This window comes from Christiangramia gaetbulicola, from assembly GCF_003054225.1.
GTDB classification, from domain to species: domain Bacteria; phylum Bacteroidota; class Bacteroidia; order Flavobacteriales; family Flavobacteriaceae; genus Christiangramia; species Christiangramia gaetbulicola.
In genome coordinates this window covers 837,868-851,348 of sequence record NZ_QBKQ01000002.1, presented here as the reverse complement: position 1 = coordinate 851,348, position 13,481 = coordinate 837,868, and the positions used below count along the sequence as shown (strand labels likewise).

The 13,481-nt window shown below is 37.5% G+C and carries 12 protein-coding genes and 1 tRNA gene; 7 read left to right on the top strand and 6 right to left on the bottom strand.

Translation table 11 applies throughout. The features are described 5' to 3' along the window. Positions 1-8 precede the first annotated feature (8 nt). The 3 genes from C8P64_RS10605 to C8P64_RS10595 all read right to left on the bottom strand — a co-directional run bounded on the left by C8P64_RS10605 (position 9) and on the right by C8P64_RS10595 (position 2,483). On the bottom strand, positions 9-1,091 hold the full coding sequence (locus C8P64_RS10605) for an efflux RND transporter periplasmic adaptor subunit (RefSeq protein ID WP_108172032.1): 1,083 nt from the start codon (positions 1,089-1,091) through the stop codon (positions 9-11). Between the two features lie 134 nt (positions 1,092-1,225). Continuing rightward, complete coding sequence (locus C8P64_RS10600) at positions 1,226-1,639, bottom strand: hypothetical protein (protein ID WP_108172031.1); 414 nt, start codon at positions 1,637-1,639, stop codon at positions 1,226-1,228. 181 nt (positions 1,640-1,820) lie between these two features. Next, entirely contained in the window at positions 1,821-2,483 is a 663-nt protein-coding gene (locus C8P64_RS10595; protein ID WP_108172030.1) for a head GIN domain-containing protein, read from the bottom strand. A gap of 371 nt (positions 2,484-2,854) precedes the next feature. Between C8P64_RS10595 and C8P64_RS10590 the strand changes: the two genes are divergently transcribed. The 3 genes from C8P64_RS10590 to C8P64_RS10580 are packed head-to-tail and all read left to right on the top strand — an operon-like array spanning position 2,855 to position 5,701. Beyond that, positions 2,855-3,208 carry a DNA-binding transcriptional response regulator gene (locus C8P64_RS10590; protein ID WP_108172029.1) on the top strand — a complete coding sequence of 118 codons (354 nt, stop codon included), beginning with the start codon at positions 2,855-2,857 and terminating at the stop codon, positions 3,206-3,208. Continuing rightward, complete coding sequence (locus C8P64_RS10585; RefSeq protein ID WP_108172028.1) at positions 3,208-4,260, top strand: hypothetical protein; 1,053 nt, start codon at positions 3,208-3,210, stop codon at positions 4,258-4,260. The genes C8P64_RS10590 and C8P64_RS10585 overlap by 1 nt, the downstream gene beginning before the upstream one ends. Beyond that, the gene (locus tag C8P64_RS10580) at positions 4,250-5,701 is read left to right on the top strand and encodes a glycosyltransferase family 2 protein (protein WP_108172027.1); all 1,452 of its coding nucleotides are present in this window, start codon (positions 4,250-4,252) and stop codon (positions 5,699-5,701) included. The genes C8P64_RS10585 and C8P64_RS10580 overlap by 11 nt, the downstream gene beginning before the upstream one ends. Here the strand turns inward: C8P64_RS10580 and C8P64_RS10575 are convergent. Then, positions 5,698-6,942 carry a YaiO family outer membrane beta-barrel protein gene (locus tag C8P64_RS10575; protein WP_108172026.1) on the bottom strand — a complete coding sequence of 415 codons (1,245 nt, stop codon included), beginning with the start codon at positions 6,940-6,942 and terminating at the stop codon, positions 5,698-5,700. The two genes, C8P64_RS10580 and C8P64_RS10575, sit on opposite strands and share 4 nt — an antisense overlap. A 154-nt stretch (positions 6,943-7,096) precedes the next feature. Between C8P64_RS10575 and C8P64_RS10570 the strand changes: the two genes are divergently transcribed. The 3 genes from C8P64_RS10570 to C8P64_RS10560 all read left to right on the top strand — a co-directional run bounded on the left by C8P64_RS10570 (position 7,097) and on the right by C8P64_RS10560 (position 9,631). Then, positions 7,097-7,990 carry an alpha/beta fold hydrolase gene (locus tag C8P64_RS10570; RefSeq protein WP_108172025.1) on the top strand — a complete coding sequence of 298 codons (894 nt, stop codon included), beginning with the start codon at positions 7,097-7,099 and terminating at the stop codon, positions 7,988-7,990. Positions 7,991-8,072: 82 nt separating this feature from the next. After that, positions 8,073-8,146: transfer RNA gene (locus C8P64_RS10565), tRNA-Pro, on the top strand. 228 nt (positions 8,147-8,374) lie between these two features. After that, the gene (locus tag C8P64_RS10560) at positions 8,375-9,631 is read left to right on the top strand and encodes a site-specific integrase (protein WP_108172024.1); all 1,257 of its coding nucleotides are present in this window, start codon (positions 8,375-8,377) and stop codon (positions 9,629-9,631) included. Positions 9,632-9,665: 34 nt separating this feature from the next. On the opposite strand, the gene C8P64_RS10555 is transcribed toward C8P64_RS10560, so the two are convergent. Further along, positions 9,666-10,925, bottom strand: coding sequence for a Y-family DNA polymerase (locus C8P64_RS10555; protein ID WP_108172023.1), 1,260 nt, complete (start codon positions 10,923-10,925; stop codon positions 9,666-9,668). Continuing rightward, a complete protein-coding gene (locus C8P64_RS10550; RefSeq protein WP_108172022.1) occupies positions 10,925-11,341 on the bottom strand; it encodes a LexA family protein in 417 nt (138 codons plus the stop codon). The genes C8P64_RS10555 and C8P64_RS10550 overlap by 1 nt, the downstream gene beginning before the upstream one ends. 1,384 nt (positions 11,342-12,725) lie before the next feature. Between C8P64_RS10550 and ric the strand changes: the two genes are divergently transcribed. After that, entirely contained in the window at positions 12,726-13,448 is a 723-nt protein-coding gene (ric, locus tag C8P64_RS10540; RefSeq protein WP_108172020.1) for an iron-sulfur cluster repair di-iron protein, read from the top strand. Positions 13,449-13,481 lie beyond the last annotated feature (33 nt).

The following is a 13,481-nucleotide window of genomic DNA, read 5'->3' as shown; positions in this document are numbered from 1 at the left end:
TTAGGGTTTTACTCGGCGTAAATATCCAGGTGGGCCAGAACGGTTTCAGGCTCCTTAAGGTCGTAACTGATCTCTTCACCATCCTTTACCAGGCGGATACCTTCCAGCAGGATCTTGTCATCTGGTTTTAGTCCATCTTCTACTACGAACAGGTGCTGGATTTCAGATCCTATCTTGATCTCCTTTTGCCTTACGATATTATCCTCGCCTACAACGAAAACATATTTTTTGTCCAGTACCTCGAAAGTGGCTTTCTGGGGGATAAGAAGGGCGTGTTGCAGGGGAATGTTCATCAGGATATTCCCGGTTTCTCCGTTCCTTAAAATTCCATCGGGATTTGGGAAAGTAGCACGAAAGGCGATATTACCCGTCTCGTTATCGAATTCACCCTCGATGGTTTCTACGATCCCGGGCTGATTGAACTTCCGGTTGTTGGCTAATAAGAGTTCAACTTCCTTTTTCTTATCGCGATCTGTACTCATAATATAATCGAGGTATTCAGCCTCCTTTACATTGAAGTACACCCACATCTTCTCGTTGTCTGAAAGCGTGGTAAGTAATTCACCTTCCTCAAGCATACTGCCTTCCCGAACATGCAGGTGGTCCATGATACCATCGAAGGGAGCCCTTATGTTGGTGAAACCAAGGTGGGTTTCGGCCAGGGCAACTTCGGCTTTTGCCTTGTCGTAGTTAGCCTTGGCCAGGGCTAATTCGTTAGGTGAAACCACATCACTATCTGCCAGCAGCTTGGTGTTTTCATATTCTATGGAAGCGGCTTCTGCTTCAGCTTTAGATTTCTGAAGTTCTGCCTGGTAGATATTGGGCATGATCTGAAACATCAACTGTCCTTTTTTAACAAAATCACCTTCATCTACCAGGATGCTTTTCAGGTAACCTTTTTCCATGGCCCTTAGTTCGATATGCCTGATGGAATGGATCTGGGCGAGGTATTCTTTGGTGATCGAAGTATCCTTGTAAACAGGATTGGTAACCTCGTAGGTTCTCTCTTCATGTTTCTCTTCTGCGTGAGAATTGCAGCCGATATTGAACAATACGGCAATTAGACCAATAAAAATTGGGACTTTCTTCATAATTAAATGAATTTTATAATTGAAATTGAAAAGTGCTTGGGCGGTCAAATGAAGACATGACGCGCCATATCGTTCTCAAATGCCTTTGAGAACAATGTTATCACATACCCCGGGTATGCTGGAAGTCGTAAATTCTAAATTCGGAAAACCTCGAACTGAATGTGCCTTTTGCTCAGGCCAGTTCTAATAGGTGCAGTGGAAAACCTGGAAAATAAAGATTTGCCAAGGTTCGTTTCCCAGAGGAAAACATAGAAAAAGACAGCGAATACGCTGCTTGCGAATAATAAAAGATTCTTTTTGGCTGCTTTGGAAAGCATTTCCAGCTCTTCACTTTCAGTAAGCTCAATAAAAACTTTTTCGTAATCTGAATTTTGAAGAGGAGCAGGGTGTACCTGGAATTCAGCATTTGATTCTTCGCTGAGGTGTATCTCTTCGACCTCATTGAAATTATAGTTAGCATCGAAAAAGGAATTCGCGTGAAGAAGTGCGAATCCACTTATCAGGATAAATACTAACGAAAGAAAATATTTTTCAAATGCGTTTTTCATTCGGCGTGCAAAAGTATTCTGCAATCATAATACTCGCAAGGAAGTAGTGTTAAATTCATGTAATTTTAGAGATTAGGATCTTGAATTGTCCTTACGAATTTTGATTTTAAGTAATTTAAGAGATGGGCATAAAAAAAGCCCCGATGATATTCGGAGCCTGTTTGCTGATAGTTTCAAAGGCTTAATTTGCATCGATAACAGCCCCGCTGCCCTGGATCTCTGAAATTATTTCGGGGGATCCACGGTAGTAAACATTTCCACTGCCCTCGATCTCTACTTCCAGTACGTCTGAACAAGTTAGTTCCACATCCCCGGAGCCTTCAAGGTCAACCTTGCTCGTCTGAGTAGACAATCCAAACGCCATAATATCACCACTGCCGTGATTTTCCAGTTCAAACCTGCTGGTCTCACCAGATATTCGAATATTTCCAGAACCTTCATTCTCAACTTCGAAAGAAGAGCCTGAATTTACATTGTCAATCTGAACCTGGCTTACCCCTTCGTTCCTTAGCCTTCGTAAGCTTGGAAGACTTATTATGGCCTCAAGGTCTATATTGTTATAATTTCGACCGTCTTCCAACCGGATCTTCAACTCGTTGTCCTCTACCCGGGTTTCCACGTATCTAAGTACGTTATCGTCACCAATTATTTCTACGCTTTGAGCCTCTCCAACGAGGATAACAAGGTCTATTACCCCCTCATTGTCTATGGCTGAAAATGAAGAAAGCTCCCTGACTTCAGAGGTTAGATTCCCTGAACCCCGAACGTCATCGTCACTGGAACAGCCTGTGATTAAAAAAAGGCCCGCCGTTACAATGACCAGTAAGTTTCTGATATTTTTCATCTGCTTGAAAATTAAATTAGTCTAGCTTAAGAATTTTGGTCAGGCAGGATCTGGGAATAATAAGGCATTCAATTCAGGAAATTGAATGCTTTTAAAAACGTCATTTTAAGGGAAAAATTGTCAGGTCATGGTTAATAAAAATCATCTCTTTAATTTATTTTTCTTCGCATGAAAATTTTTCAGAAAAAATAAATCCAATTGACGTATTCTTGCGTAAGTTTTAACTGACTTATTTATTTTTAATACTTCAAAAAGTAGAAGAGGTTAATTCTTACAGTATACAGTTAAACAGTAGGTTAAAAGGTGGTAAAAAAACTTTATAAGGTTATAATTAAGATGGATTTAGTATATTTCCAAGCAAATAAAATTTAATGAAGAAGGTCCTGGTGATTCAAGAGGATATTATTATCCTTAAGATTCTGGAAAGACTTACGCGGCTAAACGGTTTTGATTGTAAAGCAATTAGGTCTTTAAGTGCTCTTAATATTGAGGATCAGCAAACCAATTTCGATTTCATTATTACCGATATTTTGTTCGAAGGGATCGCTCCATTACAATTTGTAGCTCAGGTGCAGGAAGTTCTGCTTCATAAGAATCTATTGATAGTTACCAACATGGGGCAGGATAAAATAAAACAGGAAATTTTTAACCTTCGGGGTATTACCGGGTTTTATGCAGTGCCAATAGACCTCGATGAAATTGAAGCCATAATACAAGCCTATTAATGAATGAATCGTCCATACTTATTCTAATTGGATTCGTCTTTGCGGTTCTCGTTATTTACTGGATATCCATAGTAATTAGCGTTATATACAGGAGGAATAGAACTAAACGGCTTCAAAAAATAGAGATGACCTTCGCCGAGATCGTGAGCGGTTACCTTTACAATGACCCAAATGATCCATTAACGCTCACCGAGATCAATAAAACCCTGAAAAACGTTGGTATCAAAAAACAGAATAAGAATAATATTCAGTTTCTTATTGGTTTAATGATACGTACACAACGCACTATTTTGGGAACGAATTTTTACAAACTTCAAAAGTTATATAGTCAGATCCCACCTTATCGGGTATCTATAAATAAAATCTCGAGTTGGAGCTGGTATAGAAAGGCGAGGGGCATAAGAGAGATCTATGAGATGAACCAGTCTCAGTATCTCGACGAGATCTTTAAGTATCGTAACCACAGGAATATATATGTGAGACGGGAAGCCCAGATCGCGCTGGTAGTTTTTTTAGGTTGGGAAAGTCTTAGGTTTCTGCCTTATTTAAAGCGGAATATGACCCTATGGCAACAAATAAAGATCGTTGAAAAACTTTATGATCATTATCCCAAACCGGAGCTGAAATGGCTGCACCGGGCTTATAAGACCGAAAGGCTATTTGGTAAAAAGCTTTTGATGAGGATCATCAGGAAATATGAGCTACACGCCGAGACCGGATATATAGTTGATAATCTTAACCATGAGGATTACGAGGTTAGAGAAACGGCGATCTATTGTTTGCAGACCTTTGCTCTTTCCAAGTCCAAGATAAGTTATGTCAAAGTACTTTTTGAAGACATTACAGATCCAACCCAGCAGGGACAATTATTGAATTATTTGTACCATAACTCTGAAATGGATCTTGATTTCTATATGAAACAATTAAATAACGCAAGTGACGATCTTAAACTGAGCATAGCCGAAATTCTATGGAACAATGGTTATAAAGAGAAAGTCCAGGAGTTCTATTATAAACAATATCCAGCCGAAACCGAATTGAATGTGGAGTAGTCTTAAAGAGTTTTTCAGCAGTGAAGCCGTTTTTCTTGCTGCAAACTATATATTCTTTATCTACGGAATAATATTGATGAGCTTTTATTTCACCGGGGTGATCCTGGCCAGTAGGGCTATTAAGAGGAATAAAAGAAAATCTCTTTTTTTACAGGTAAATGATATTGTAAGTGCCACAGATATTCCTTCGATATCGGTGATCGCGCCGGCATATAATGAAGGTTTAACGATCATAGAAAATGTGAAATCCCTGCTTTCCATTCAATATCCCTATTACGAATTGATCCTGGTGAATGATGGGAGTAAAGATGATTCCCTTGAGCAGCTAATTGAAGAATTTCAATTGGAGCGAAGAGATGCGACCTTTATAACCCAGCCAATTCCCACGGCTTCGGTAAAGCATTTTTATCGCAGTAAACTTTCAAAATATACACATCTTACCGTATTGGATAAGAACAACGGTGGACGTGCCGATGCGCTGAATGCCGGGATAAACTTTGCTTCATCTGAACTGGTAGTGTGTACCGATGCCGATTGTATCATAGAACAGGATGCTCTTATAAAAATGGTAAGGCCATATCTGGAAGAGAATGAAAAAGAAATTATCGCCTGCGGTGGCGGAATTGGAATTGCCAATGATTCGGTAATAAAGAACGGGGTGCTTAAGGAATTAAGGCTTCCGGAAAACCTCGTGCCTATGGTGCAGGTGGTAGAATATATCAGGGCTTTTTTATTGGGCAGGATGGCCTGGAGTGAGATCAATGGGCTTATGCTGGTATCCGGAGCGTTTGGAATGTACCCCAGGAAAAGAGTTATCGAGGTGAATGGATTCGATGCCAAGACCGTGGGAGAAGACCTGGAACTGTGTATACGTTTAAGAATGCTTATGGAAGAAAAGAAACTGCCTTATAAAGTGGTTTACCTTCCGGAAACCCTTTGCTGGACAGAGGGGCCACCAGATCACAGTATCCTCATTAAACAAAGAGACCGCTGGGCGAGGGGACTTTGGGAAACCTTGAAGATACACCGCAAGTTATTTCTTAACCCGAAATATCGCTATATGGGTATACTTTTCTACCCATACTGGTTGTTCTTTGAATTTGGAGCGCCAATCATTGAATTCCTGGGAGTGATCTGTATCATCGCCTTTGCTTTCTTCGGAATGATCAACTGGCCGATGGCGATCTTACTGTTTACAGCGGCATATCTTATAGGATGCGTTTTTTCTACGGCAGCGATCTTTATGTATGTCAAGAATTTTGATCATTATCATAAACCCAAGCAGATCATAGAACTTCTGCTGGCGGCCTATCTTGAGCCTTTTCTATACCACCCAATTCTGGTTTACGGCCAGATGAAGGGATATTATAAAAAGATCTTCGGAATAAAATCTGGTTGGGGTACTATGACCCGTAAGGGATTCAAGGTATCAGATACTTAGAATCTGAATCTGTAGCCAATATTTCCAATCACTTGGTCTCCTTCTTTTTCGCTGGTAATATCTTCGAATAGGTAACCAATGCCCGTCTGGATAATATGGCGTGGACCAATGGTGAAATTTATTCCAAGGTTCGAGTAATAAGCTTCCAGTCCCGGGTTTTCCTGAACCTGGGTGAAGATCGTACTTTCATCTGGAGAAATTCCTGTTCCCAAACGAAGCATTAGAAAGTTGTCTGTATTATTTAGATAATAACGCACATTAAGCTGGTAATTCTGAGTATACTGATCATTGATCTCAGGCCCCATAAAGATCCTGGTGTTCAGATAAAATTTTCCCTGGTACATGGTAAGTCCGGCAATAGCTGAAAAGTAATCCTGTTCTGAAAAATGCAAAAGTCGGCCACCGGCCTCAAATTCAAATTTTCTTAGAAAATTTACGAAGATAGAAGCACTGGTTCTCAGGTCTGGATATAAGGAACCATCAGATATTCCAACATTCAGGAATGAATATACCCTGTCACTAAAAACCGGGTAGGCCTCAAGTTCATATAAAGTTCCGTCTCTAGATCCTCTGTCATTATAATTAACCCGGGCGATCACCGCAGTTCTATTGAAATAATGCTGAAATTCAGGACTTATCGTTTGCCATGCCTCACGGTTATAGCTATCGCTAAAGTGGATATACTGGTAATTAACACCAATTTCGTTGCTAATGGTCCTTTTTAATATATTCTGCAGCAGATAACGGTCCCTTTCATCAAGTTCAGGATCGTTGAACAGTTCCAGCGCTATTTCCCGTGATTCAGATTTTTGCTTATTCTCAAGCAGTAATTGCGCTTTCAGGATCCTGGTGTTTGTATTTAAGCTGCCGCTTTGCTCGATCTTGCCAAGAAAGTTCAGGGCAGTTTCGGGGTCTTTCAGCAATTTGGTTTGTTTGAGCACGAGTTCACGTACTCCCGGATAATCTTCAGCTTCGGTCAATAGATATTCAAGATCACTTGTGGCATTCTGGATCATATCCAGCGCCCAGTAATTGCGAACGCGCAATATTCTGATATCATGATATTCCGGAGCTAATTCCAGACCTTTATTGGTATAGGCGAGTGAGCTTTTGAAATCCTGATTTTTGTAAAGTTCAAGGCCTTTGAAATAGAGACTATCGGTATTATTTTCCTGGATTTCCTGGGAGAAAACTGTTACTGAAAAAAGCAGCGTCAGTACTAGAAAAAACTTTCTGATCATTTAAATAGATTTGGGGGCAACGGCGGTGAAGATAGCAATTATGACAGATTTATTTAAAAGGAATTGAGCACTTTTAATTTATTAACATCGGTCGGTAATACTGGAGGGAACTTCCTTTATTTTAGATTAGCTATTTTTAAGAAATTTTCGATTTATGAAATACCGTTTTTTCATTTTACTTATGACCCTTTTGGTTTCTAATGTATCGGGGCAGGAGCAGAAGGTAAATACCAGATACCAGATCTTTGGTAGTGGTTATCCTGTGCTTATTATAAATGGCGGGCCGGGAATGAACAGTAACGGATTTGCTCCTCTGGCCAGGTTGCTTTCAGAAAATAATACTACTATCATTTACGATCAAAGGGGGACAGGAGGCACTGAGATTAAAGACAGTAATCCTTCAGATTTCACTATGGATCTTATGGTTGAAGATATAGAGAATCTAAGGCAGGAACTGGGATATGAGCAATGGATCGTTCTTGGTCATTCATTTGGTGGAATGCTCGCTTATGCTTATGCGGCAGAATATCCAGATCGGGTTAAGGCCATGATTCAGTCTCATAGTGGAGGGATGAGTTTAAGAAATGTAAGTAGTTTTAATATTATGAACCGACTTACCGAAGCTGAAAATGACAGCCTGGTGCATTATTCTGCTTTAATGCATACCACACCGGGTAATCCCAGTTTGTTGAAGAAAAGAGCATATTATATGGCTAAAGCTTATTTGTATGAATCTCAACATGAAAATATTATTGCCGAAAGATTACTGGAAGTAGATCGGGATTTGAATAGTTTGATCTGGGCTGATATGCGTTCAAATAATTTTGATAAAACCGCTGAAATGAAAAATTTTCAGAAAAGTGTTTTAATTCTTCACGGATTACAGGATGTAGTACCCATCGAAATCGCTGAAAGAGCCCATGAAATTTTACCTGAATCCGAACTGGTGAAAATTGAAAATTGTGGTCATTACGGCTGGTTAGACAGACCGGATATTTATTTAGATGAGGTCCTAAAATTCCTTGACGAAAATTCCGAAGAACTTTAATAGAGGATAGTTTAATTGCTATTTTAATCTTTATTTTCCTTTTGAAAATTGAAAGAAACCAGTTTAATTTGCAATCCACAATCGGGATGTGGCGCAGTCTGGTAGCGTATACGCCTGGGGGGCGTGGGGTCGCAGGTTCAAATCCTGTCATCCCGACAACTTCGATGTCAAAGGACATCAAAAATTAGCTAATCTTATGAAAATAAGTATTTTATATAAATTCTGAAATCATAAGATTAGCTTTATTATCAAATTATAGGTTACCTATTCGGTTACCTAAATTGATAGTAATATTTTCCTTAAATTGGTAATTCATTAGAGTTGACTTTCGCTTCGGTTTGACTTTCGTAAAACAAATCGATTATTTAATTAAAGCGAAAGACTATGCAGACTTCAAGGACTTTTAGTATTCATTTCTGGATTAATCCAGCGAAAGAAAAGAAGAATTTATCTCCTATTTATGCCCGTATAACTGTGGATGGAAAAAGAGCTGAATTAAGCTTGAAAAGATCCATTTCGGTTACCTATTGGGATTCAAAAACTAAACGATCAAAGTCGCGAACTGACGAAGGGAAAGCATTAAATCAATATCTGGACAGGGTTTATGCTAAACTTTTGGACTGTCATAAACAGTTGATAGAGGAATCAAAGCATATTTCTGCTAGGGCTATTAAAGAGAGATTTCTAGGGGAAGATGAAAGGCATAAAACTTTAATGGATTTGGTTACCTACCACAATCAAAATATGAAGTCCATATTGAAGCCAGGTACTCTTAAAAATTACTATACTACTGAACGTTACATCCAGCGATTCTTAAGAAATAAACTAAGAACGAATGATATCTATCTAACGCAACTTTCATATAATTTCATCATTGATTTTGAGCAATTTCTAAGAAATGGAAAATCAATTAACGATGCCCAGCCGTTGAAAAATAATGGAGTAATGAAGCATCTGGAGAGATTAAAAAAAATGACGAAACTAGCATTAAGGTTAGAATGGATCGAAAAAGATCCTTTTATAAGATATAGTTTGAAATTCAAAAAACATGAACGCAGTTTTTTAAATGAATTTGAATTGAAGTGCATCGAAGATGCTGAATTAAATAAACCAAAACATCAGATCGCGAGGGATATGTTTATTTTTGCCTGTTATACGGGTTTATCTTATATCGATGTAAAAAAACTTACTGAAGATAATATTGTTAGAGGAATTGATGGAAATTACTGGATATATTCGAAAAGAGAGAAAACTGATGAAAATTTAAAGGTACCGATTTTAGATAAAGCTTTTGAAATATTGAAAAAATATGAAAGACTGCTACCTAAAAAAGATTACTTACTTCCTATTTATTCAAATCAAAAAACAAATGATTCTTTAAAAGAAATTGCTGCGGAACTTAAGATCAGGAAAAAACTGTCCTTTCATGTTGCTCGTCATACTTTTGCCACAACTATTACACTTTCCAACGGAGTACCTATTGAAACTGTATCGAAACTACTTGGGCATACAAAGTTAGCAACGACTCAAATTTATGCTAAAGTCTTAGAACAAAAATTATCCAGTGATATGAGTATTCTGAGGAATAAATTGAATTCGATCCGAGGTAATGTTGAAAATATAAATAAAGCCGAATACTAGGCGAGTATATAAACCTATTTTTAAATTCTAATCGTCATATTTTTATTCTAATTAATTCATCCATTCTCGTACTAAATCTATTGGACAATCTCTCCTGCTTAATTTTCCAGGTACGTCCTAGATCCTGACCTCCGAATTTCACCTTGCCGTTTTCCCGGAAGTTTAATAGGTCTACTACCTTCATCAATTGTTCATGCTTAGGATTTTCTTCTGTGAAAAGTTTAAACTGCTTTTGCTTGGCAGGCGTAAGTTTCATGGCGATGATTCCAGCCTTCTTATATTGAAAACCTTCCTTATAGATCATCTCTAGGCCAGTTAAAGCTGTCTTGACTAACGTAATGCTGGAATTAGTTGGATGGGGAGTATACACTGATATACTTGCACGATACTGCTTAAGATCATTTCTAAATGGATTGGTAAGTAAGAAAACCTGGAGCAAAGAACAGTTACTATCCTGTCTTCTGAGTTTTTCACCAATCTTTACGGCATAGGTAGATACACGTTCTTTCAATTCGGCATAATCACTGTACATATTTTCGAACGCCCTGGTTACAGCGATATTCTTTTTTAAGGGAGTAGCTTCTAACGATAAAGTGGACAACCCCGATAGATCTCTTTTTAATCTAAGGCCAACAACAGAGAATTCTTTCCGAACATACTCATCATGTAATTCTACGAACTGTTGTGCATTTTTAATATTCAAGGCAAGTAGTCTCTTTTCGTATTGTCGGCCGATACCCCAAACATCTCCAATCTTAGTCCATGAAAGAGCTTTCCTGATTTTCTCGGGACCATCTATGATATGAACGCCTCCTGTGTGATTTGCAAATTTTTTGGCGATCTTATTTGCAACTTTTGCCAAGGCCTTGGTGGGGGCAATTCCAATACTAATTGGGATACCTGTTCTGCTTCGAACAGCTTTGATCATATCCTGACCATAGGTCGTTAAATCAAAATGTTCTTTAAAGCCTGCTAGCAGCAAAAATGCCTCGTCTATAGAATAGATCTCGATATCTGGGGTGAACGTGGAAAGTATATTCATTACTCTTCTGCTCATATCACCGTATAAAGCATAGTTGGAGCTAAAGACATAGACGTTATTCTTTTCAAATATCTTTTCATATTGAAATGCCGGAGCCCCCATTGGGATATCTAATGCCTTTGCTTCATTACTTCGTGCAATGACGCAGCCATCATTATTAGAAAGAACTACAACTGGTTTGTTTTCCAGGGAAGGGTCAAATACTCTTTCACAGGAAGCATAGAAGTTATTACAGTCTACCAGGGCGTACATTATACATACTTGATTACGTTGGTAACTATTCCCCAAATCAGGAAATCATTTTCTGACGTAACCTTTATAGGTTTATATTTCTGATTTTCTGCAACCAACCAAATGACATTCTTTTCGATTTTAATCCTCTTTACCGTAAACTCCCCATCAATAAAACAAACAGCAATTTTTCCATTACGAGGTTCCGATCCTTTATTGATCACTAAAAGATCTCCGTGTTCTATACCGGCACCGGTCATGGAATCACCTTCAACTCGTCCAAAAAAGGTAGCTTCCCTGTCTTTAATGATCTCAGAATTAAGATTTATAGATTTGTCCAGGTGATCATCGGCCGGGGAAGGGAATCCAGCAGTAATGTTTCCGACGAATGGAAAATTAAAGATTTTATGAATGGCGAAGGGAAGTAAAACTTTCATGCATCAAATGTACAAAATGGAAATATTCCAATCATTAGGAAAAATTCCAATTTTATATTTAAGAGAAATATATGCACTCTTTTGCTTCTGTTCTGATCTATTTCTAGTCTTAATATTTCAGTTAATTTTAAAAAATAGCAAGTTTAGATATCTAGTAACTAAAACTTTATGAAATTATAAACATGAATTTGATTATATAATATTCATATTTAGAATTAATTGAATCCCACCCTTTTTGTTTAAAATTTTAAATTTCTAAATGATGATTTATGTAGGTTCGAGTGTTATAACAAGAAAATGTAGAGAATGCAATCAGGATTTCAGTTTTACTTTATCTCTGTTAACGCGAAAAGCAAAATTGAATTGCCCGCACTGTAGAAGCAAAATTTATTCAAATTTTTATATCAATAATTCAGTTCTGGAGATTTCTGAAGAGATTAAAAGAAAAATTAATTTCAAGGATTTCAATAATCGTTTAAATTAATTCATAAAAAAAGGGCCGTGACTGTCTTGACAGAATTAACCCTTCTTTCTTATCTGTATATATCAAATCTAAACGAAATATTTTATGCAAATAGTCAATAAAAAGTTAATAATTTCAGAATAATTAATTTTAGCATATTCCTTTCTAAAATGTTTTTCACTTCTACTAAGCTGAAATTCCTGAAGATAACTAGCTGGGTCGAAATTGTAAAAAAGTAGAGCGCTCAGCACATTGCCGCTTTATTCCGCTAAAAAGCTTCATTCCGGGCAAAGAGCTTCGCTTTAAAAGTCTTGGACACCAACCCCAATCTTAGGCTTACATTGCGTATATCCAATTTCATTCAATGAATTGGATTACTCCATTCCATCCACGATCGAGAATGGAGTCCGCTTAGGCAGAATTCCATTTAATCTTTTGAGGTGGCTTCCCATATTATCTTATTTCTCAAGGACCTTTAGAAATACTTCCCCGCCTTCACTGTCTCACTCTTTTTTTACAGCAAAATACCAACATTTGGAAATTGACGGACTGCATAAGCCAGTCGCAAGCTCCTTTTTATAAGTCCTTTTCAATTCCAAATATTGAAAACTGTATAAGCAACAAAAAAAGGTAACAGCGAAGGCGCTACGGGAAGTAAATCTAAAATGAACATCATGAAATCATACAATAACATATCAATGGAAGCCGCCTCAAAAACAACAAAAAAGGAAAACGCTCCAGATAAAATTTTTAATTTTTTGATAGCTTTTATTTCACCTTCCTGAACGAATAAAAAGATAGTTATCTGACGGTATAATAAACTAGATAAGAATTGGGATAATTGATGATCTTCATCATATTTAATCCTGTCAGATTCGAGTAGTTTTGAAAATATTGAAGTCTAATATTAAATTTTTAATTATGATTATAAAACCTGAAAAAACAGTAGCAGATTATGTTACGCAGAATATAAAAGCCTCCCATGTTTTCAAAAATTATGGAATTGATTTTTGCTGTGGAGGTGGAATCAGTGTGGAAAAGGCTTGCCAGGAAAGGGGAGTGGACTATTTTGCGCTTGTAAAGGATCTTGAACTGATAGGTGCTGTAGAAGAAAATGAAACTGATTTCAATAAGATACCTCTTGATGAACTGATAGATCATATAATTGAGAAACATCATACTTATATTGAGGCAAATATTGGGATATTGATCCAGTATTCTGCAAAAGTGGCCAAAGTACATGGAGGTAATAATCCTGAACTGGTAAGAGTATATGAATTGTTCGATAAAGTAGCGGGTGAGTTGGCTGCACATCTTAAGAAAGAAGAGTTGATCCTTTTTCCTTTCATCAAGAAGATGCTAAAAGCTGAAAAAGAGGGAATCCCGTTAAATGTTCCAAATTTCAGCACGGTGGAGAACCCAATCAAAATGATGGAAGAAGAGCACGAATTTGCCGGTAATATCTTTAAGGAAATTGCACACTTAACGAATAATTATACACCTCCTGCACATGCCTGTAATACTTATAAAGCGCTTTTCGATAAGCTCGATGAATTCGAACAAGATCTTCATGAACATATACATCTTGAGAATAATATACTTCACCCGAAAGCATTAAAACTTGAGAGGGAATTGAGATTATAAAAAACTGTTTGTCAGGAATGAGAAGGTGCCTTA